The organism is Aeromonas sp. FL131 (assembly GCF_049860615.1).
Classification (GTDB): Bacteria; Pseudomonadota; Gammaproteobacteria; order Enterobacterales; family Aeromonadaceae; genus Aeromonas; species Aeromonas hydrophila.
In genome coordinates, this window is the sequence record NZ_CP187595.1 from 3,930,773 (window position 1) to 3,951,864 (window position 21,092).

General features: G+C 64.0%; 20 protein-coding genes. 11 read left to right on the forward strand and 9 right to left on the reverse strand.

The window, feature by feature from the left end:
• Positions 1–18 precede the first annotated feature (18 nt).
• Positions 19–1,545 (forward strand): mechanosensitive ion channel family protein, encoded by a 1,527-nt coding sequence (locus tag ACPW75_RS18195; RefSeq protein WP_039212899.1) that lies wholly within the window; start codon positions 19–21, stop codon positions 1,543–1,545.
• Between the two features lie 41 nt (positions 1,546–1,586).
• Positions 1,587–1,988 carry an STY0301 family protein gene (locus ACPW75_RS18200; RefSeq protein ID WP_179101500.1) on the forward strand — a complete coding sequence of 134 codons (402 nt, stop codon included), beginning with the start codon at positions 1,587–1,589 and terminating at the stop codon, positions 1,986–1,988.
• Positions 1,989–2,098: 110 nt separating this feature from the next.
• On the opposite strand, the gene ACPW75_RS18205 is transcribed toward ACPW75_RS18200, so the two are convergent.
• From ACPW75_RS18205 to lptM, 6 genes are all read right to left on the reverse strand, one after another.
• Positions 2,099–2,809, reverse strand: coding sequence for an HAD-IA family hydrolase (locus ACPW75_RS18205; RefSeq protein WP_077097599.1), 711 nt, complete (start codon positions 2,807–2,809; stop codon positions 2,099–2,101).
• A gap of 40 nt (positions 2,810–2,849) precedes the next feature.
• Entirely contained in the window at positions 2,850–3,827 is a 978-nt protein-coding gene (gene xerC, locus ACPW75_RS18210) for a tyrosine recombinase XerC (RefSeq protein WP_042066090.1), read from the reverse strand.
• Positions 3,820–4,500, reverse strand: coding sequence for a DUF484 family protein (locus tag ACPW75_RS18215; RefSeq protein ID WP_016349251.1), 681 nt, complete (start codon positions 4,498–4,500; stop codon positions 3,820–3,822). Before ACPW75_RS18215 ends, xerC begins: the two co-directional genes overlap by 8 nt.
• A gap of 80 nt (positions 4,501–4,580) precedes the next feature.
• On the reverse strand, positions 4,581–5,411 hold the full coding sequence (gene dapF, locus ACPW75_RS18220) for a diaminopimelate epimerase (protein WP_041217699.1): 831 nt from the start codon (positions 5,409–5,411) through the stop codon (positions 4,581–4,583).
• 65 nt (positions 5,412–5,476) lie between these two features.
• Positions 5,477–6,727, reverse strand: coding sequence for a diaminopimelate decarboxylase (gene lysA, locus ACPW75_RS18225; RefSeq protein WP_077098113.1), 1,251 nt, complete (start codon positions 6,725–6,727; stop codon positions 5,477–5,479).
• Between the two features lie 20 nt (positions 6,728–6,747).
• Complete coding sequence (gene lptM / locus ACPW75_RS18230; protein WP_017408874.1) at positions 6,748–6,924, reverse strand: LPS translocon maturation chaperone LptM; 177 nt, start codon at positions 6,922–6,924, stop codon at positions 6,748–6,750.
• Positions 6,925–6,997: 73 nt separating this feature from the next.
• On the opposite strand from lptM, the gene cyaY reads away from it, so the two are divergent.
• The gene (gene cyaY / locus ACPW75_RS18235; protein WP_011704445.1) at positions 6,998–7,312 is read left to right on the forward strand and encodes an iron donor protein CyaY; all 315 of its coding nucleotides are present in this window, start codon (positions 6,998–7,000) and stop codon (positions 7,310–7,312) included.
• 14 nt (positions 7,313–7,326) lie between these two features.
• Complete coding sequence (locus ACPW75_RS18240; protein WP_179101533.1) at positions 7,327–7,980, forward strand: alpha/beta hydrolase; 654 nt, start codon at positions 7,327–7,329, stop codon at positions 7,978–7,980.
• A 123-nt stretch (positions 7,981–8,103) separates the two neighbouring features.
• On the opposite strand, the gene ACPW75_RS18245 is transcribed toward ACPW75_RS18240, so the two are convergent.
• Positions 8,104–10,638: a class I adenylate cyclase gene (locus ACPW75_RS18245; protein WP_017408871.1), complete on the reverse strand. Its 2,535-nt coding sequence runs from the start codon at positions 10,636–10,638 to the stop codon at positions 8,104–8,106.
• 323 nt (positions 10,639–10,961) lie between these two features.
• Between ACPW75_RS18245 and hemC the strand changes: the two genes are divergently transcribed.
• From hemC to ACPW75_RS18265, 4 genes are read left to right on the forward strand one after another with little or no spacing between them, the layout of a single operon-like run.
• Positions 10,962–11,891 carry a hydroxymethylbilane synthase gene (hemC, locus tag ACPW75_RS18250; protein ID WP_016349245.1) on the forward strand — a complete coding sequence of 310 codons (930 nt, stop codon included), beginning with the start codon at positions 10,962–10,964 and terminating at the stop codon, positions 11,889–11,891.
• Entirely contained in the window at positions 11,888–12,622 is a 735-nt protein-coding gene (locus ACPW75_RS18255) for a uroporphyrinogen-III synthase (RefSeq protein ID WP_077098117.1), read from the forward strand. Before hemC ends, ACPW75_RS18255 begins: the two co-directional genes overlap by 4 nt.
• Entirely contained in the window at positions 12,619–13,692 is a 1,074-nt protein-coding gene (locus ACPW75_RS18260) for a uroporphyrinogen-III C-methyltransferase (RefSeq protein ID WP_041217696.1), read from the forward strand. The genes ACPW75_RS18255 and ACPW75_RS18260 overlap by 4 nt, the downstream gene beginning before the upstream one ends.
• Positions 13,693–13,702: 10 nt before the next feature.
• A complete protein-coding gene (locus ACPW75_RS18265; RefSeq protein WP_011704439.1) occupies positions 13,703–14,866 on the forward strand; it encodes a heme biosynthesis HemY N-terminal domain-containing protein in 1,164 nt (387 codons plus the stop codon).
• Positions 14,867–15,017: 151 nt separating this feature from the next.
• On the opposite strand, the gene ACPW75_RS18270 is transcribed toward ACPW75_RS18265, so the two are convergent.
• Positions 15,018–15,269: a YkgJ family cysteine cluster protein gene (locus ACPW75_RS18270; RefSeq protein ID WP_077098302.1), complete on the reverse strand. Its 252-nt coding sequence runs from the start codon at positions 15,267–15,269 to the stop codon at positions 15,018–15,020.
• 173 nt (positions 15,270–15,442) lie between these two features.
• Positions 15,443–16,453 carry a class II fructose-bisphosphatase gene (gene glpX, locus ACPW75_RS18275; protein ID WP_016349240.1) on the reverse strand — a complete coding sequence of 337 codons (1,011 nt, stop codon included), beginning with the start codon at positions 16,451–16,453 and terminating at the stop codon, positions 15,443–15,445.
• Between the two features lie 219 nt (positions 16,454–16,672).
• Between glpX and ACPW75_RS18280 the strand changes: the two genes are divergently transcribed.
• The 3 genes from ACPW75_RS18280 (at position 16,673) to ACPW75_RS18290 (ending at position 21,037) form a co-directional block, all read left to right on the forward strand.
• Complete coding sequence (locus ACPW75_RS18280; protein ID WP_016349239.1) at positions 16,673–17,737, forward strand: porin; 1,065 nt, start codon at positions 16,673–16,675, stop codon at positions 17,735–17,737.
• Between the two features lie 117 nt (positions 17,738–17,854).
• Positions 17,855–18,766 carry an ABC transporter substrate-binding protein gene (locus ACPW75_RS18285; RefSeq protein ID WP_077098300.1) on the forward strand — a complete coding sequence of 304 codons (912 nt, stop codon included), beginning with the start codon at positions 17,855–17,857 and terminating at the stop codon, positions 18,764–18,766.
• A 228-nt stretch (positions 18,767–18,994) separates the two neighbouring features.
• The gene (locus tag ACPW75_RS18290) at positions 18,995–21,037 is read left to right on the forward strand and encodes a TonB-dependent receptor (RefSeq protein ID WP_077098298.1); all 2,043 of its coding nucleotides are present in this window, start codon (positions 18,995–18,997) and stop codon (positions 21,035–21,037) included.
• Positions 21,038–21,092 lie beyond the last annotated feature (55 nt).

Sequence of the window (21,092 nt, forward strand, 5' to 3'; positions counted from 1 at the left end):
CAATGATAAGGGGCTGCTATGTTTAGCGATAACCTCGTTGCGCTACCTACCCTGCTGTGGATTGGCGAACACCCATTCTGGACCCTGTTGACCCTGTTCTTGCTCTTCACCCATTTCCTGCGCAGCCCCGGCCGTCGGCGGGAGCTGGTGAGCGAGCTCGGTTTCGTGATGATAAGCCTGGTGGTGATCCTGCTGATCCAGTTCGAAGGGGGCTGGTTTCGTCTGCCGCTGCCCCACCACTGGCTGGTGGAGATCTCCAGCCTGCTGGCCGGGCTGGTGCTGGTGAAGATCTGGGGGATCCTGCTGTTCCAGTTTCTGCTGCCCCTGTGCCAGATCCGCATCCCGCGCATCATCGCCGACATCGTCATCACGGTCGGCTACATCGGCTGGTGCCTGTTCCGCCTCTACGCCTCCGGCATGGCCCTCGGCGAGATCGTCACCACCTCCGCCGTCATCACCGCCGTCATCGCCTTCTCCATGCAGGACACCCTGGGCAACCTGCTGGCCGGCGTCTCGATCCAGCTCGACAACTCCATCGCCATCGGTGACTGGCTGCAGGTGGAGACCACCCAGGGCCGGGTGGTGGAGATCAACTGGCGTGCCACCACCATCGAGACCCGCAACTGGGAGACCGTGGTGATCCCCAACAGCCACCTGCTCAAGCAGCGCTTCACCGTGCTCGGACGGCGGCAGAACGCCCCCCTGCAGTGGCGCCGCTGGGTCTGGTTCGACATCACCCTGGATACCCTGCCGACCCAGATCATCGCCCTGGTGGAACAGTCCCTGCGGGAGACCCGCATCCGCCACGTCTCCGCCAGCCCGCAGCCGGACTGCCTGCTGATGAACGTGGAAAACGGCATCGCCCGCTACGCGGTGCGCTACTGGCTCACCGATCTGGCGGTGGACGATCCCACCGACTCGGCGGTGCGCACCCTGATCGATGCCGCCCTGCGCCGCAACGACCGGCGCCTGACCCCGCCCATCTTCAACGTCTTCATGACCACGGATCAGGATCACAAGGATCAGCGCCACAAGCGGCATACCGCCGAGCGCACCGACACCCTGCGCCGCCTGCCGCTGTTCGCCATGCTGCAGGAGGAGGAGCTGCTGCGGCTGGCGGATCAGGTCAAGTTCGCCCCCTTCGTCAACGGCGATCGGATGTTGAGCCAGGGGGAGGTTTCCGGCTGGCTGTTCGTGCTGGTGAAGGGGGATGCCCAGATGCTGGTGGAGGTGGAAGGGCGCGAGCTGCCGCTCGGTACCCTCAATGCCGGCGACTTCTTCGGCGAGCTGAGCCTGCTCACCGGCGAGCCCAGCCCGTTCACGGTGCGGGCCCTGGGGACCGTCGAAACCTATCGCATCAATCAGGCCATGTTCCAGGAGCTGGTGGCCCAGCGTGGCTCCCTGCTCGAGCCGCTCTACAAGGTGCTGAGCGCCCGTCAGCAGGAGCAGCAGGAGCTGCTGGCGCGGGAGGCGGAAGCCATGAAGCAGATCACCCCGCCACGGGATCTGCTGGACAAACTGATGGCGCTGTTTGGCGGTCGATGACGTAGCATGGCGGCTCAGGCTTTCTACCAGAGATGCATTTCATGCTGTTGACCGCACTGGCCCTGAGCGCCACCCTGCAATTTGACTGCCCCGCGACCATTGAAACCCGCCAGCAGCAGCTGGGGGCCAACCCGGGGTGGCAGGCCGTCACCCGCAACGATCTGGGGGAACAACACCAGCCCCTCAGCCACCGGCTGGACAACCTGGCCCTGTTCGACGGCGACCCCGATGAACGAGCCCAGCTCAAGCCGGACAACGGCGACAGCGACGCGCTGCACTACTGGAGTCTGGATCGCCGCAACCCCCGCCCCTTCTACCTGGTCTGCCACTACCGGGAGACCGCCATCACCCTGCAGCAGGCGCTGCCCGCCGGCATCAGCTACTGCCGGGTCAACCAGCCCGAGCCTTACGATCTACGCGGATTGATCTGCCGCAACGAGTGACCACTCCGGCATGACCCGTACCACGGCTGCGGCCTGCGGAGCATGAGCGGCCGACAGGGGATGCATGTCGGCTGCGAACCGGCGGGTATGGGGTGGGTATGGAGGTCTGATTAGAGCAGCAGTTCGGCCAGCTCGCCCAGCGCCGTCAGCTCCACGTCCGGCAGCAGTTGCAACTCTCGCCAGGGCTGGCCGCGCTCATTGAGCCAGGCGGCCTTGAAGCCGTGCAGCCGAGCTCCCAGCACATCCGTCTGTGGATGATCCCCCACGTGCAGGATCTGGCCGGGCGCCAGCTTGAGAGCCCTCTGCGCCTCTACGAACATGTCCGGCGCCGGCTTCATCCTGCTGCCAAGGCCAGCCTTGCAGACCAGGGTGAAGTAATCCGCGAGACCAGCCCGGGTCAGGTCCAGATTGCCGTTGGTGATGACCACCAGCGGGTAGCGCTCGGCCAGCCGGGCCAGCAGGGTGTGGGTCTGGTCGCTCACCTCGATCTTCGAGCGCTCGGCCAGAAAGCCGGCGAACACCGACGCTGCCTCACGCTCCGCCAACCCTTGTGCCATCCCTCCCGCCATCAGCGCGGCCTGAATGCCGTGCCGGCGCGCCAGACTGACGTCGTGGCGCAGTGCCGGCTGTTCCAGCAGCAGGTTGTGCTTGAGCGCCTGCCAGCGCGGCTTGTCCAGCATGGCGGTAGCCAGGTATTCGCTGCGCAGGTGGCTCAGCATCCACTGCTCGGCTCGTTCGATGGCCGGGCCGTTGTCATAGAGGGTATCGTCGAGGTCAAACGAGATGGCGGCCACCGGCTGCCAGCGGCGATAGAACTGCATGGTATCTCCTCTTGTCGGGACCGGGCGTGCCCGGCCCTCTTCATTCGTCGTCCGGGGCCGCGGGATCCCGCTTCGCCCGCGGGTGGGCGCTGTCATACACCTTGGCCAGATGCTGGAAGTCAAGGTGGGTGTAGATCTGGGTGGTGGAGAGATCGGCGTGACCCAGCAGCTCCTGCACCGCCCGCAGATCGCCGGAGGACTCCAGCATGTGGGTGGCAAAGCTGTGGCGCAGCTTGTGGGGATGGACGTGGGCGTTGAGCGCCTGCTTGTTGCCCCAGCCGTCGAGCCGCTCCTGCACCGAGCGGGCCGACAGCCGCTGCTTGCGCTTGGAGACGAACAGCGCCTCCAGCTCGTCGCCGGCCAGCAGGGGGCGCAGCTTGAGCCATTTGTGCAGCCACTCCACCGCCATCCGCCCCACCGGCAGCACCCGCTCCCGCGAGCCCTTGCCGGTCACCCTGAGCTGACGCTCGTCGAGCTTCACGTCCGCCAGATTGAGCCCCACCAGCTCCGCGAGGCGCAGGCCGGAGGAGTACATCAGTTCCATGATGGCGCGATCCCGCACCGCCAGCGGATCCTGCTCGTCGGTGATGTTGAGCAGCTGGTACATCTCGTCCACATCCAGGTTCTTGGGCAGCGGCCGCCCCTGCTTGGGGGTGACGATGCCACGAGCCGGATTGGCCACCAGTCGGCCCTGGCGCACCTGCCAGTCGCAGAAACTGCGCAGGGCGGAGACCTTGGTGGCCAGCGAACGGGGCGCCAGCCCCGCCTTGTGCATCCGGGTCACCAGACTGCGAACCTGACTCGCCTCGAGCCTGGCCCAGTCGTCGACCCCGAGCTTCACCAGCTCGGCGGTCATGGCTTCCAGATGGGCCTGGTAGTTGCTGCGGGTGTGCGGGCTGAGCTGGCGCTCGACCCGCAGGTATTCGATGAAGGCCGCCAGCTCGTCGGCCAATGCAGCCGGCAGGGGCTCGGCGGCTGGTGGCGCCTTGGCGGGGGATCTGGCCGGCGTCTTAGCCACGCGCCAGCTCGGGCAGACGCAGTTGCAGCAGGCGGCCAAGCTGGCCTAGCAGCAGGGTGTCGTTGTGGGGGGTGAAGTGGCTCGGATCCGAGCTGGCGAAGGCCAGCACGCCGAGATCGCCGAGCCGCATCAGCGCCACCGAGTTGACCAGCACGTCGTGGCCGAACAGTGCCTGCTTCTCGCTCTGGTTGAGCCGACCGAAGTAGTAATCCTGACCCGGCAGTCGCTGGCCCAGCAGCTGCTCTAGCTGTCGGCCCTCCGCCATGAACTTCTGCTCGGGGCCGCTCAACTGGAATTTTTTCGGGCTGAGCCAGAGCCGCAGGCCGGTCAGCCGCAACCGCTGCACGAACGCCTTGCCCATCACAGCGCTCACCTCGAACAGGCTCTGACAGCCGTACAGCTCGCCGTAGAGATCGGCATAGACCCGGAAGATCCGCTCGTTCTCGCTGGCGATCCCCATCAGCTCGGTGATCTCCTGCTCCAGCTGTTCGATGCGCTCGCGCTGTCTGTCCAGCTGGCGCTCCACCAGCGAGACGGTGCCCTTGCGTTCGTGAGGAATGCGGATCCGGTCCAGCATGGCCGCGTGGCGCTGGAAAAACTCGGGATAACGGGCCAGGTACTCCAGCACTGTGGCTTCATCCACCAGTGGTTCCTGCCGTTTGAGTTCGCTCATAACTTGGTTGGTCCATCCGAAAAAGGGGCACAAGGCCCCGACATTAGCGCTTGGCAGAGCGGGGGCCTCCCCGCCCGTGCCTATAACTCTATCTGACCGTCAAATACGTGCTCGGCCGGCCCGGTCATGTAGACCGGTTGACCCGGCCCCTTCCAGGCGATGGTCAGCTTGCCCCCCGGCAGGGTGACGGTGACCCGCTCCTTGAGCTTGCCCTGGCTGATGCCCACCACCACGGCGGCGCAGGCGCCGGTACCGCAGGCCAGGGTCTCGCCCACCCCGCGTTCGAACACCCGCAGCTTGATCTCGCTGGCGTTGACCATCTCCATGAAGCCGACGTTGACCCGTTCGGGAAAGCGCTCATGTCGCTCCATGATGGGACCCAGGGTCGCCACCGGCGCATCGACCACCGAGGGCACCTCGATGACACAGTGAGGATTACCCATGGAGACGGCCCCGCACATCACAGTATGCTCCTGGGCCCGCAGCAGGTAGGTTTTTTCCGCCTTCTGGGCCCGGAACGGGATCTTGCCCGGCTCGAACTGGGGCACCCCCATGTTGACCGTGACCTGGTTCTCCCCTTCCAGCTGCAGCACGATGCGGCCGCGCGCCGTGCTGACCGCGATGCGATCCCGGTTGATCAGCCCCTTGAGGCGCACGAAACGGGCGAAACAGCGGGCACCGTTGCCGCACTGCTCCACCTCGCTGCCATCGGCATTGAAGATGCGGTAGTGAAAGTCAAGCTCGGGATCATAGGGCGGCTCCACCAGCAGCAGCTGGTCGAAGCCGATGCCGAAGTGGCGATCCGCCAGCTTCTTGATGACCTCATTGCTGAAAAACACCTTCTGGGTGACGCCATCCACCACCATGAAGTCGTTCCCCAGCCCGTGCATCTTGGAAAAATCTATCAACATCGTGCGTTCCTGTACCCTTGTTCACGCTCTCACCTGGAGGAACGCTTAGAGAAATCCATTAACAATCAGGGCAGTAAATGCTCACCGCGCCAGAGATCGGCCAACTGCTCGCGCTCTCTGATGAGGAACGACTGCGCTCCGTCCACCAGCACTTCGGCGGCGCGAGGACGGGTGTTGTAGTTGGAGGACATGGTAAAGCCGTAGGCACCGGCGGAACGCACCGCCAGCAGGGATCCCTCGGCGATCGCCAGGGTGCGCTCCTTGCCGAGGAAGTCACCGGTCTCGCAGACCGGACCGACCACGTCGTACAGCGCCGGCTCGTGGGCCGTGCGGCTGTCCACCTCGACGATGTTCATCCAGGCGCCGTAGAGCGAAGGACGCAGCAGATCGTTCATGCCGGCGTCGATCAGCGCGAAGTTGCGGGTCTCGCCCGGCTTGAGGTACTCCACCCGGGTCAGCAGCACGCCGGCGTTGGCGACGATGGCGCGACCCGGCTCGAACAACAGGGTCAGATCCCGGCCCGCCAGCTTCTGCTTGAGCGCCTCGGCATATTCGCTGGGATGGGGCGGCTGCTCGGCGCCGTAGTTGACCCCCAGACCACCGCCTACATCCAGGTGGTGAATGTGGATGCCTTCCGCCGCCAGGCCGTCGATCAGCCGCAGCAGCTTGTCGGCCGCCTCCATGAAGGGATTCAATTCAGTGAGCTGGGAGCCGATATGGCAATCCACCCCGACGATCTCGATGTTGGCCATGGCCGCCGCCTTGCGGTAGATGGCGGGCGCCTGCTCGATGGGAATGCCGAATTTGTTCTGCTTGAGGCCGGTGGAGATATAGGGATGGGTACCGGCGTCGATGTCCGGGTTGACCCGCACCGACACTCGGGCCTTCTTGCCCATGCCGCCCGCCACCCGGTTCAGACGCTCCAGCTCGGCTTCCGACTCCAGGTTGAAACAGAGGATCTCTTTATCCAGCGCGAGGCGCATCTCGGCTTCGCTCTTGGCCACCCCGGAGAAGACCACCTTGGCCGGATCGCCGCCCGCCGCCAGCACCCGCGACAGCTCGCCGCCGGAGACGATGTCAAAGCCTGAGCCAAGGCGCGCCAGCAGGTTGAGCAGCGCCAGGTTGGAGTTGGCCTTGACCGCATAGCAGATGAGATGGGGGATGTCGCCCGCCGCCTTGTCGAAGGCGTGCCAGTGGCGTTCAAGAGTGGCGCGGGAGTAGACGTACAGCGGGGTGCCGTACTGCTCGGCAAGTTGTTGCAGCGAGGTGTGTTCGGCCTGAAGCTGGCCGTCGGCGTCGTAGTTAAAGTGATCCAAGGGGGCGGTTCCTTCCTAAATTATTGCGGCGCGGCCTCTGGGGCAGCCTCGGCGGTCGCAGGCGTCTGTGCTTGCGGTGTACTCTGGGTCTGGGGCTGCTCGGGGGGCGGCATGTAGAGCGGTCCCGTCAGGCCACACGCGGCCAAACCAAGAGACAGAAGAGTGGCAAGCAGACACTTGGTAAGCTGGGTAATCATAATGGTTCGCTGCGAAAAAATTTTTGGCCCTCTATAATCGCACTCACATTGTTAAAAGCAACAGGATAAACCGATGAAGGATCACGAGTATCACGCCCTGACCGACGCCTTTTTCCAATATGTGGAGGACACCGTCGACGCAGGATATCCGGATATTGACTGTGAGCGTGCCGGCGGGGTCTTGACCCTGTCGTTCGAGAACAAGACCAAGGTCATCATCAACAAGCAGGAGCCCCTGCACCAGATCTGGGTCGCCACCCGCGAGAACGGCTTCCACTTCGAGCTGCAAGGGGAAAGCTGGATCGACAACCGCTTCGGTCACGAGCTCAAGACGCTGCTGAGCAAGGCCTGCACCACCCAGGCGGGCGAACCCGTCCAGTTCCCATGATGACGCAGCCCGCCATGATCGATCTGCACCCTGAAGGCGCCCGTCACGCGGTGATCTGGCTGCACGGGCTGGGAGATTCCGGCGCCGGCCTCGCCCCGCTGGTGGATGCGCTGGCGCTGCCCGCCGACCTGCCGGTGCGTCATCTGCTGCCCGATGCGCCGGAGCGCGCCATCACCATCAACATGGGCTACAAGATGCGCGGCTGGTACGACGTCAAGAGCTTCGACAACCCGGCGGATCGCGCCGTGGAGTCCCACGTCAGGGAGTCCGCGGCCCGCATCGCCTCGCTGATCGAGCAGCTGGTGGCCGAGGGCTTCGCCCCCGATCGCATCGTGCTGGCCGGTTTTTCCCAGGGGGGCGTGATTGCCTCCTTCACCGCCCTGCGCCTGTCGCAGCAACTGGCGGGCCTGCTCTGCATGTCCACCTACCTGGCGGCGCCCGACGCCCTGCTCGGCGAGATGGGCGAGGCTGCCCGCAGCCTGCCCATCTGCTACATGCACGGCATCTATGACGACGTGGTGAGCCTCTCCATGGGCTGGGACGCCAAGAACCGGCTGGAGGCGGCCGGACTCTCCCCCGAGTGGCACGAGTACCCGATGCGCCACGAAATCTGCCGCCCGCAACTCGACGATATCCGTCAGTGGCTGCTGGCTCGCCTCGCGGGCTGAGCCAACCACGGATAGCCAAACGGCCTGCAGATGCAGGCCGTTTTCATTGGATATGAGCGATGATCCTGTGCAGCAGGGGGCCGAGACCAGGGCGCTTGCGCGCACGCCGGACCGGCCCCTGCCCTACCCCGCACCTGCGGCGGAGCCGAGCTCGCGCCCCTGACCACCGTCGCGCAGCTGACCCTGGCTGCGGTAGGGGATCACCTCCAGCTCGCCATTGATCTGCACTATCTCGTAGTACTGGGGCAGGTTGAAGTTGCTGAACTGGCCCGCGTCGCTGAAGCGCTCGTGGCTGGAGGTATAGAAGCGGTTCACTCCCTGCACCAGCTCATCCTTGTTGCCGGCGAAGTGCTGGTAGATCTCCACCCGGTTCGCCTCGTCCAGTATATAGATGTTGGTGCCCGCATCCCGGGTATCGAAGAAGAACTGCACCAGCCCCTCGCTGGCGTAGGCATCGACGATGCCGGGCAGATGCTGGCTGTGGGTCTTGTCGAGCCGCAGTGGCAGGTGATCCAGCTTGTTGTGGGAGATGTGACGATAGAAGTCGACCGCGTTCTCCAGCTTCTTGACCGACACCCCGCGCCGCTCGAAGAAGATGCCGTACTTCTCCTTGCCGAGCGCCAGCGTCTTAACCAGCTGCTGCTTGTCGCGGGCCAGACGCAGCTCGATGCATTCGGCCACCAGCTGCTGGAAGCGGGTACGCACCAGAGAGCGGAAGTGCTGGCTGTAGCAGAACACCTCGATCATCTCGGGGGCGGCGGCATCCTGGTGCATCTTGCCGAGGATGGTGGTGAGGGCATCCACCACCGCCTCGTCCCCCTGGAAGTGCAGGGTACGGATCTCGCTCCAGGAGTTGCGATAGACCAGGTCCACCGAGCCCACCAGACACTCCTGGTTGCGGCCGAACGAGAAGACGTCGGCGGCGTTGGCGTCGAACTCGATCACCTGGCCCACCCAGTGGCTGGTCGGGTCCGTCTCCAGGTTGAGGAAGATGGAGAGCTGGCGAATTTCGCACGGCCGGCTGAGGGCCAGGTTGGTGGCGCGGGGATACTTGACCGGGAAGGTGCCGGACAGATCGCGACAGAACTGGTGCAGGTTGTCGATGTGCAGATCCGAGCCCTGATTGAACAGGTGCACCCGGGACTGGGGCGTCAGCAGGCCGTTGAAGTAGGCCCACGACACCAGCTTGCTGATGTAGCCGTTATATTCGAGCGGCGCCCGGCCGATGATGTCTGCCGGCTCCAGCGAATGTTTGTAGAGATACCAGCCGGCGCGGTTCAAACGGCCGTGCGGCACCTGCACGAAACTGAGATCCGGCTCGCTCAAGTCCGGCGCAATCTTGAGGTTGATGCGCTGCACCTTGCCCGGCAGGCTCTCGAACGCGGCATAGAGCTTGCGCGACAGGATGCCGATGTCTTCCGGGTTGATGGACTCGCTGATGTTGTTGCGCCGGGCGAACTGGATCAGGTTGCGGTAGCTCTGCATCAGGGCTTCCAGCAGCTCGGCGTGAGCCACCTTGACGTCCTCGACCTTCCACTCCTGGCGGTGATCCAGATGGTGCAACCGCTCCTGACTCCAGCCCCAGTAGGCCACCAGCTGGGTCATCTGCTCGCGGCGCCAGGCCGGGGAATGCTCCTCCTTCGGGTGGCTGAGACCGTCACAGACCTTCAGATAGAAGCAGCGACGCACCAGATCGAGCCGCTGCATGTCACCGATGGACTTGAGGTAGTTGGTCACCTTGTCCAGCATCAGGCAGTAGTTGTCGAGCCGGTAGTGCATCCCCTCGTTGTGCTGGAACCAGTCGCGGCTGGTTACCGACAGCAGACGGGTGTTGGGATACTCGTGGGAGTAGGCCTCCATCAACACCGACTTGAGCACCGCCTTGTAGGGGGAGTCGATACCCTTGTAGAGCTGCCAGAGGGCGGAGCCGAAGTACTCCTCGGCCGGAATGCGGTTGAAGCCACCGAGATCGAGCCAGTCATCCTGGCTCAGCTTGCCGTGGGCGAACAGGCCGTTGACGTAGTCGTCGTAGTGGTCGTCATACTCGCTGGGCACCAGATACCAGAGCAGCCGTTTGCCCGCGATCAGCATGGCGCTGCGATAGAACTCGTCCAGCAGCAGCAGGTGCTGGGCGCTGCCGCAGCTCTCACCCTGCATCTGGGCATCGTTGCGTTGGCGGAACTTGTCCTCGGGGATCAGGAAGAAGTTAAGATCGACCCCGCGCTGCTCGGCCCACTTGGAGAGTTGCTGACACTTGAGATCCAGCAGCTCGAGCCGCTCCTGCGACAAACCGGCCACGTGGCAGACCCAGATGTCGAGATCCGAGTGACAGCACTGACCGATGGACGAGGTGCTGCCCATGGAGTAGAGCCCCTGGATCGACTTGTCATGGGTGGTGAGGCCGTTCAGGCAGTTGGCGTTCTGGCACAGGTCCTCGATGAAGGCCTGCTGGGCGTCATTGGCGGTAAAACTCCAGATGCCGTGCGGCACATCCCCCGCCACATAACCGGGCAACAAGGGGTGATTGAAGTGCAGCATGACGGGTAGCAGCTGAAAAACCTGCTGCCCGTAGCGACTCATGAGACCTAGCGCCCGTTGCGTCTTGAGACGATTGAGTTCGTCGTAGCGCGCCACCAGCGTGTCGAGTTTTACCAGCAATGCCCTGCCTATACCGAGGTAAGAAATGACGCACCAAAACGGGGAGACGTCAAAAAAGTGTGATCATGTTAACAATGCAAACAGCGGTGGTAAACAAGCCCGCACACAATCGCCGGATTATTTATGACAAGTCACTAAACAGTATCATTGGAAAGCAATAAAGATTTGTAATTTCAACAAATTAACTGGCAAGCCAGACTTAATAAAAATCATTTTCAGCGGCCGTTTTTGAGCTTGAGCCCGCTTTTGCGGGCTGCGCCATGAAAGCCCCTGCAAAGGGTGGTAAGATCGTTTTCCTTCTAAAGATGAAACAACTGATTGATATGGCAGCCCGAACCCTGAAAATTGCCACTCGCAAGAGCCCCTTGGCCCTGTGGCAGGCCAACTTCGTCAAAGACCGGCTGGAAGCCCTGTACCCCGAGTTGCAGGTCGAGCTGGTGCCCATGAGCACTCAGGGTGACAAGATCCTGGATACCCCTCTCGCCAAGGTGGGCGGCAAGGGGCTGTTCGTCAAGGAGCTGGAAACCGCCATGCTGGAGGGACGGGCCGACATCGCCGTGCACTCCATGAAAGACGTGCCGGTGGAGTTCCCCGAGGGGCTCGGCCTGCACACCATCTGCGAGCGCGAAGATCCGCGCGATGCCTTTGTTTCCAACCGCTTCGGCCAGATTGATGAGCTGCCGCAGGGGGCCGTGGTCGGCACCTCCAGCCTGCGTCGCCAGTGCCAGCTGCGCGCGGCACGCCCGGATCTGGTGATCCGCGACTTGCGCGGCAACGTCAACACCCGTCTCGCCAAGCTGGACGCCGGTGAATACGACGCCATCATCCTCGCGGCCGCCGGCCTGAAACGGCTGGAGATGGCGCACCGCATCACCGCCTTCATCGAGCCAGAGCAGAGCCTGCCCGCCAACGGCCAGGGCGCGGTCGGCATCGAATGCCGCCTCGACGATCATGAGCTGCACGCCCTGCTGGCACCGCTCGAACACCCCGAGACCCGCATCCGGGTGCTGACCGAGCGCGCCATGAACCGTGCCCTGCAGGGGGGCTGCCAGGTCCCCATCGGGGCCTACGCCCTGGTGCAGGGGGAAGAAGTGTGGCTGCGCGGCCTGGTGGGCAGCCCAGATGGCAGCCGCGTCATCCGCGACGAGATCCGCGGCCCACTGGCCGACGGCGAGGCCCTCGGTCACACCCTGGCCCAGCGTCTGCTGGCCGATGGTGCCGATGTCATCCTGGCCGAGGTCTACCGGGCATGATCCCGCTGGTGGTGCGCCCGGCCGCCCAGGCCGCCGAGCTGGCGGCGCTGCTGCGCCAGCACGGCCACGCACCGCTCTGCTGCCCGCTGCTGGAAACCGTGGCGGGCAGCGAACTGCACCGCCTGCCCGAACTGCTGCCCCAGGCCGACATCGTCATCGCTGTCAGCATGCATGCAGTTCATTTCACTCATCATTTTCTGTTGCAAACTGGTCAGACCTGGCCAAATATTGACTACTTTGCGGTCGGCCAGGCCAGCGCGGATGCCTTCGCCGAGGTGGGCATCCAGGCCTTGAGCCCGGACGATCCGCGCAGCGAAGGGCTGCTGGCCCTGCCCGGCCTGCAACAGGTGAACGGCAAGCAGGTGCTGATCCTGCGCGGCAATGGCGGCCGGGATCTCATCGCCCGGACGCTGGCCTCACGCGGCGCACTGGTGCACTATTGTGCGGCCTATGAGCGCCACTACCCCGCACTGGACGGGGATGCATTGACTCGCCACTGGCAGGCGGCCGGGCTCGACAGCCTGCTCGTCACCAGCGGTGAACTGCTGCAACGGCTGCTGGAACTGGTCCCGGACCAACAGCTGCCCTGGCTGCACGACCGCCTGCTGGTGGTGCCCAGCCCGCGGGTGGCCGAAATGGCCGCAGCGGCGGGCTTTACCCATATCACGATTGCCCAGGGTGCATCCAACCAGGCCCTGACGGCCGCTCTGGAACTGAGGAAGATGGAATGACTGAACAGCAAGAAGTCCAGCCGAGTGCCGCGGCCTCCGTGGCCGACAACAAGCAACCCGGCCAGAAGGTCAACAACAAGAAGAGCAGCTCGGGTGCTGTGGTCGGCGGCATCGCCATCCTGCTGGCCCTCGGCCTGACCGGCGGCCTCTATCTGCACGGCCACAAGAGTGCCGTGGCTCAGCAGGGCGAGCTGAACCAGCTCAAGCTGCAACTGGCCGAGGCCATGAACAAGCTTGACCAGAGCAACAGCAAGGATGGCGAACAGCTGGCCGCCCTCGGCAAGCAGCAGCAACTGCTGCAGGACGAGCTCAAGGGGTTGCAGACCCGGGTGCTGGATCTCAACGACAAGCGCCCCAATGACTGGATGCTGGCCGAATCCGAATACCTGGTGCGGATGGCCGGTCGCAAGCTGTGGCTGGAACACGACCTCGTCTCCGCCATCACACTGCTCGGCAATGCCGACGAGCGCATCAAGGCACTCAACGATCCCAGCCTGATGCCCATCCGCAAGGCGCTGGCCGAAGACATCGCCCAGCTCAAGGGGATGCCGCGCATCGACCGCGAAGGGCTGACCCTGAAGCTGGCCGCCCTCTCCGATCAGATCGAGCTGCTGCCGCTCTCCACCGTCAGCATGCCGGAAGCCAAGAGCGAGCCCGATCAGGCCGTCAGCACCAACCCGGACGAGTGGGAGAGCAATCTCAAGAAGAACTGGGTCAAGTTCACCGAGAACTTCATCACCATCCGCCGTCGTGACGGCGCGGTGGAGGCCCTGCTCTCCCCGCAGCAGGAGATCTTCCTGCGCGAGAACCTCAAGACCAAGCTGCTGCAGGCCCAGCTCGCCGTCTACCGCGAGCAGCAGGCTCTCTATGACGACAGCCTGGACAAGGCCCAGCGCTGGCTGACCCAGTATTTCGACACCGACAACAGCGCCACCCACTACATGCAGTCCGAGCTGGACAAGCTCAAGGGGGAGCAGATCCAGTTCAACTATCCGGATCGCTTCAAGACCCAGGCCATGCTGGAAGAGGTGCTGACCGAGCGCCTGCAGCGCATTCTGGCCAGCAACTGAGGAGGGCACCATGATTCGTCTGATTGTACTGGTGGCCGCCATGGTGGCCGGCCTCATCTTCGGCCCGCAGGCCTCCGGCAACAAGGGCTATGTGCTGATCTCGCTGGGCAACTACACGGTGGAATCTTCGGTCACCAGCGCGGTGATCCTAGCGGTGCTGTTCTACGGTGCCCTGCTCATCGTCGAGTGGCTGCTGGGCCGGGTGTTCGGCCTGCGCCGCAAGACGCTGGGCTGGTACGGCTCGCGCCGGCGCCGCAAGGCCAACCAGCAGACCGTGGCTGCCACCCTGGCCATGGCCGAGGGGCACTACAGCCAGGCCGAGAAGCTGATGCTCAAGGGCGCCAGCAACAGCGACACCCCGCTGCTCAACTACCTGAGCGCTGCCAAGGCGGCCCAGGCCCGTGGCGATGACGTGCGCCGGGACCAATACCTGCAAAAGGCGCAGGAGGAGAACCCCAAGGCCGAGCTGGCGCTGACCCTGACCCAGACCCAGCTGCAGATCGAGCAGGGCCAGTACGATACCGCGCTGGCCATGCTGGAGTCCGTCTACGCCCTCAACCCGCGCCACCCCATGGTGCTGGACCAGCTGCGCCAGGTGCACCTGGCCCGTGAGGACTGGGCTGCCCTCATCGACCTCATTCCGGTGCTGCACAAGGTGGGCAAGCTGACCCCCAAACAGGAAGAGGATCTGCTGCAGCAGGCCTGGCGTGGTCGCCTCGACGCCGCCAGCGGCGCCCTCGAGACCCTGCGCCCGATCTGGCAGGAGCTGCCGCGCAAGCTGCGCCAGGATCCGGATCTGCTGGCCGCTTATGGCGATCGCCTGCGCCAGCTGGGGGCCGACAATGAGGCCGCCGAGCTGTGGCTGGATGCGCTGCGCAAGCAGGTCTCGCCCCAGTTGCTGGCCCGTCTGCCCAAGCTCAAGCTCGACAGCTACCAGCCGATGCTGACCCTGCTGCAGAAGATCCAGGACCAGCCAGGCGTCGACGCGGCGCTGGCCCAGGTCTACCTGCTGGCCGGTCAGCTGGACGACGCCCAGCGCCTGCTGGAGCAGGAGGTCGCAAAAGCGCCGAACGCTGCGGTCTACCACGCCCTCGGTCAGGTGATGGACAAGCGCCGCCTCACCAACAAGGCCAACGAGTACTACCGCCAGGCATTGCAGCTGGCCGACGTCTGACGCCAGCTCGTCGCGAAATAAAAAGAGGCCGCAGTTGCGGCCTCTTTTTATTGGGATTGTTCCGAATGGTAGCTCTCCCTGCTCCCTTCGCGGGATAAGGGTCGGGGATGAGGGGGAACCAGCCCCCCTCTCCCCGTGGGAGAGGTCAGCCTCAGGCCGTCATTCGCTCCAGTTCACCGATGAGCCAGATAGCCTCCTCCCGGTGATAGCCGCACACGTCCGGCATGGGACGAAAACCGCCGCACACCGACGGCCGCTCGGGCTGGCCGAAGATCTTGCAGCCCAGCCGCGCATCGAGCTGCACGCAAGGCACGCCGGCCGGTTTGCCGTCGGGCATGCCGGGAATGGCACTGCTGATACTGGGGGCGATGCAGCAAGCACCGCAACCTTGACGACATTCCATGTGATGCTTTCCTCGGCAGGGCGAACCAGTTTAGCAAAGGGCGGGGATTTTCCTCACTGTTATCCCGGCCCCGCCATGAAATAGTCCCCTTGCAAGCAGACAACAAAAAGCCCGACAGCGTCGGGCTTTTCAGGCGGTACCATGGGGGTTGCCCCGCGGATATTCCGCTTCGCTTACAGGATGATGTCCCGCACCACGCTGTCTTTGCGATCCAGGAAGTGGATCGACTTGATGCGGCGGATGGTCCGCGATTTGCCACGGATCAGCAGGGTCTCGGTGGTCGCCATGACGCCGTCGCTGGTGATGCCATCCAGCAGATCGCCCTTGGTGATGCCGGTGGCCGAGAAGATGACGTTGTCATTCTTGGCCAGGTCTTCCAGCTTGAGCACCTTGCTCACGTCGATGCCGAGTGCCTCGCAGCGGGCAATTTCCTGCTCGCCCAGCGCACGCACTTCCGGGCTGTCGCCCTTGACCTGGTGACGGGGCACCAGGCGGGCCTGCATGTCACCGTCCAGCGCACGGATCACCGCCGCCGAGATCACCCCTTCCGGCGCGCCACCGATGCCATACAGCATGTCCACTTCGCTGTCCGGCAGACAGGTGAGGATGGAGGCAGCCACGTCGCCGTCGGGAATGGCGAACACCCGCACCCCCAGCCCCTGCATCTCCTTGATCGCCTTGTCGTGACGCGGCTTGGCCAGGGTGATCACGGTCAGGCGGGAGAGCGGCTTGCCGAGCGCCTTGGCCACGGCCTTGAGGTTCAGCTCGAGCGCCTGATCGAGGTCGATGGCACCCTTGGCCTTGGGACCCACGATCAGCTTCTCCATGTACATGTCGGGGGCCTTGAGGAAGGAACCCTTGTCGCCGACGGCCAGCACGGCCAGGGCATTGGCCTGACCCATGGCGGTCATGCGGGTACCCTCGATGGGATCGACCGCGATGTCCACCGCGTCGCCCAGACCCGTGCCCACCTTCTCGCCGATGTAGAGCATGGGCGCTTCGTCAATTTCACCCTCGCCGATCACAATCTCACCATCGATCTGGATCTGATTGAGGATATGGCGCATGGCCGCAACGGCCGCCCCATCGGCGATATTCTTGTCACCACGTCCGAGCCACTTGTAGCCAGCCAGTGCAGCCGCTTCCGTCACTCGGGAAAACTCGATTGCCAGTTCACGTCTCATCGCATATCCAACCTTTGGAGCTCGAAAACGGGCGGCATTCTACCACAAGGGCAAACCTTTGCGCGCAAAAGTGGCGGCTCGTCACACAAAACACGGCCCTTTCACCAATTTGACATCAAACCGCCACCGACACTTCACGAGAGTGTCACCCCGCTGTCATCCCCCCTGCCTAGCATGGCCCCGTCTTTTACAACAAAGCTTGCAACACAAGGGATTAAGATGAAAAAGCTGACTGTAGTGGCACTGGCTCTCACCGCGGCCTTCCAGGCTCACGCCGTTGAAGTTTACAAGAATGACACCACCACCCTGGATCTGTACGGCCGCATCTACGCCGGCCAGTTCTTCGGTGACAAGAAGGAAGGGGTCGACAGCACCCATCCGAACGGCACTCAGGAGTACAGCGACAAGCAGGGCGCCAATCAGTTCGTCCGCTTCGGCGCCAAGGTCGACAGCCAGATCAACAGCCAACTGAAGGCGCTGGCCCAGTACGAAGTGCAGATGTACATCAACGACAGCGAGAAGACCATCAGCGAGAACTCCGACAACCTGCGCACCCGTCTGGCGTTCGCCGGTGTTGGCGCCGACTGGGGCAACATCACCTTCGGTCGCCAGAAAGGGGCCCCTGGCTTCCTGGCTGACTGGACCGACGTTTCTCTCTCCGATGGCTATGGCAACGACGCGCTGGGTGCCAAGACCGACACCTTCGCCACCAACCGTGCCGGTTCCGTGCTGAAGTACTCCGGTCTGTTCAACGGCTTCCAGGTAGATACCAGCTACAAGTTCGACGGCGGTGATACCGAAGAGACCACCAGCAAGGACAGCGATGCCGCCTACGGCGCCGCCGTGGCCTACACCTTCCCGTTCAACCTGGCGCTGGGCACTGCCTACAACGTGGGGATCCGCGACAAGAACGGGGAAGAGGATGCCAAGCTGTGGCTGCTCTCCGCCAAGTACGACAACAAGGCTGTCTACGCCGCCCTGAGCTATGCGGACGGTACCGACTTCCTGGCCACCGGCAAGGATCACACCGGTTGGGAAGGGGCGTTGGGTTACAACTTCGAGAACGGCTTCGGCCTGATGGCGCTGTGGAACAAGCAGAAGGTAGAGCAGGACGGCAAGGCCGACTATGACTCCATCGACTACTACACCCTCGGCGCCCAGTACAAGTTCAACAAGAACCTGCGCGTCATCGGCGAGTACCGCATCAACAACCTCGACAGCAAAGAGAGCGGCAAGCTCAACGTCAAGGATGACTTCCAGCTGGCGGCCCGCTACGACTTCTAAGTCGGGCCCCTCTGCACTGCGCGCGCCGGCTGATGCCGGCGCGCTCTTTTGCATCCGCACCGGCGTGCCCTGCTCCCCATGATCTAGGCTCAACAGAACCACGACGAGGAGATCATCATGCCGCTACGCCTGCTCATCTGCTGCTGTCTGCTCTGCGCCCTGCCCGTCCAGGCGCTGACCATCGCCATGGTGCTGTGGCGCGGCGAGACCGATGCCGAGCGCGGCTTTCTCGACGAGCTGAACCGGCTCGGTCATCACCCCACCTTCGTTACCTTCAACGCCAATCAGGACAGAACCGTGCTGGCCACCCTGCTGCGCCAGCAACTGCTGCCCTCCCTCGCCGACTACGACTACATCTACTGCTTCGGCACCACCGCCACGGCCATGGTCAAGAGCCTGGTGGGCAACCGCAAGCCGCTGATTTTCAGCATAGTGTCCGACCCCGTCGGGGCCGGATTCCTGTCCGACGACAAGACGGAAAACCAGATGGTGGCCGGCACCAGCAACATGGTGCCGATGGCGCTGCAGCTCGCCAACGCCCGCCGCTATCTGCCCGCCGGCAAGGGGTTGCTGCTGCCGTTCAACCCGCGCGAGCAGAACACCCTGCTGACCGGTGAGCTGCTGCTGCGCGAAGCCCGTCGCTACCAGTGGGAGCTCACCACCTGGCGCATCGCGCCGGACAAGCGGCGGCTGGCCAGCGAACTCAAGCGGCTGCAGCACGACGCCAAAGAGAGCATCGTGTTTCTCGCCGCCGACAGCTACCTGCTCTCCATCGCCCCCGAACTGCTGGCCACCCTCAACGAGGCGGGCATCCCCACCATCTGCAGCGCCGAGCTCTATGTCGAGCACGGCTGCACCGTCGGCACCATCAGCAGCTATCGGGCCCTCGGCCAGATGGCGGCCAACATCATCCACCGCAACCTGCAGGGCACCCCGCTGCAGGATATCCCGCTGCAGACCGACCCGGCGCCGCGGCTGGTACTGGGCAAGCAGCTGGCCGAGATCGCCCCCTCCGCCGCCGACCACTGAGCCCCTCATCCCCCTTCTTCTCTCCTCCCGTCACCTTGCCGGCAGGGCGGCCTGTCGGCGCTGGCGAGCCATCCGATACCCAGTCCCATCGCCAAAACATGTTTCTATTGCACAGCTAATGAAAATCAATATCATTAGCATCCTCCCAAATGGGAGAAAACAAAATAATTACAAATAAATCAACAAGTTCAGACCATCAGGTCGCTTCTTCAAGAGTCAACACGCAACATGCACACACCTCACCACCCGCGCACTCTGCTGAGTGTCGCCCTGCTGGCCCTGAGCGCCGGCGCACACGCCGAAGACGAGACCATGACAGTGGTCGGCAAACGCAGCCAACATGAAGAGGTCGCCACCGCGACCCGCACCAACACCCCGGCCAAGCTGGTGCCGCAGGCCATCGACAGCGTCAAGGCCAGCGAGCTGACCGCCTTCGGCCAGCCCACCCTGAGCGAGGCGCTGACCGGCATCCCCGGCGTCAACGCCAGCGGTGACACCCGCTTCGACGGCGTCAACATCCGCGGCTTCAGCGCCAGCAATGACTTCTATCTGGACGGTTTTCGCGACGACATGCAGTACACCCGCGACCTTGGCAACACCGAGCGGGTCGAAGTGCTCAAGGGGCCGGCGGCAGTGCTCTATGGCCGTGGCAGCACCGGCGGCATCGTCAACCGGGTCAGCAAGAAGCCACAGAAGGGGCTGGAGTCCAGCGTCAGCGCCCAGGTCGGCAGCTTCGACAGCCGCCGGCTGGCCGCCGACCTCAACGGCGAAGCGGGTGAGCAGGTGCAGGTGCGCCTCAACCTGGCCCAGGAAGACAAAGACAGCTTTCGCAACGGCGTGACCAGCAAACGCACCCTGCTGGCCCCCTCCGTCAACTGGGAGATCAACGACAAGCTGAACTGGCTGGTGCAGTACGAGCGCAACGAGCACGACCGCACCCCGGATCGCGGCATCCCCGGCGTCAACGGCCGGCCGGCCGACGTGCCGAAGGAGTATGTCTACAGCGATACCCGCCGCGACTTCATCGACGATGTGGCCCAGTCCACCCGCTCGCGCCTCACCTGGGACATCAACGATCAGTGGCAACTGCGCCAGCAGCTGGGCTACACCAGCCTCGACAGCCAGTTCGACAACACCTATGTCACCAGCGTGAAGGGGGATCAGGTAACCCGCTCCCGCTGGCAGCAGGATCTCAAGGCCAACAGCCTGATCAGCAACACCGAGGCCGAGGGCCAGCTGCAGACCGGCCCCATCGAGCACCGTCTGCTGGTGGGCTTCGAGCAGAACTGGCAGGAGCGCACCCCCAAGCTCTACCAGAACGCCACCGCGATCCCGGCCGGCAACCTCTATGATCCTGGCTCCCTGCCCACCTACGACGGCGCCATGAAGCTCTCCAGCGACGCCAACCACAAGGTGCGTGGCTACGGCCTCTATGTGCAGGATCAGCTCAGTCTGGGTGACTGGCACCTGCTGGCGGGTCTGCGCCGCGACGACTTCACCGTCACCAGCCGCCGCAACGACCTCAACAAGGAGGAGACCGTCTCGGTCACCAGCCTGAGTCCGCGCCTGGGGCTGGTGTGGAACCCGATCGAGGAGCACGCCTTCTATGCCTCCTACAGCAAGACCTTCACCCCGGTGGGTGGCGAGCTGATCGGCATCACCCCGGGCGACAAGAACAACAACCTGGATCCCCAGCACACCCGGCTGTACGAGGGCGGCGTGAAGAGCGACTGGCTGGATGGCCGCCTGGCGACCACCCTCTCCCTCTACCGGCTGGAGATGTACAACAAGCGCAGCAAGGATCCGCTGGATCCCACCAAGGTGATCCTCACCGGTCTGCAGCGCACCGAGGGGATCGAGCTGAGCGCCCGCGCCCAGCTGACCGACGAACTCTACCTGCGCGGCGGCATCGCCATCCAGGATGCCGAGCAGGTCAAGGCGGACGCCGATCTGCAAGGCAAGCGGCCGATGAACGTCTCCCGTCAGAACGGCGAGCTGTTCGCCGGCTATCAGAGCGGCAAGCAGGGCTGGTTCGGCGAGACCGGGGTGACCGCGGTGGGCGATCGCTTCGCCGACAACGCCAACACCACCACCCTGCCCGGTTACGCCCGCTTCGACGCCCGTGCCGGCTACCGCTGGCAGCAGTGGGAAACTCAGCTGAGCGTGGAGAACCTGACCGATCACGACTACTTCGTCAGCGCCACCAGCGCCTCCCAGATCATGCCGGGCACACCCCGTCAGCTGCATCTGAGCGCCGCCTACCGCTTCTGATCCCCGCCTTTTCCCGATCCCTCTGGCCAGCTTCCGCTGGCCAGATTTTTATGAA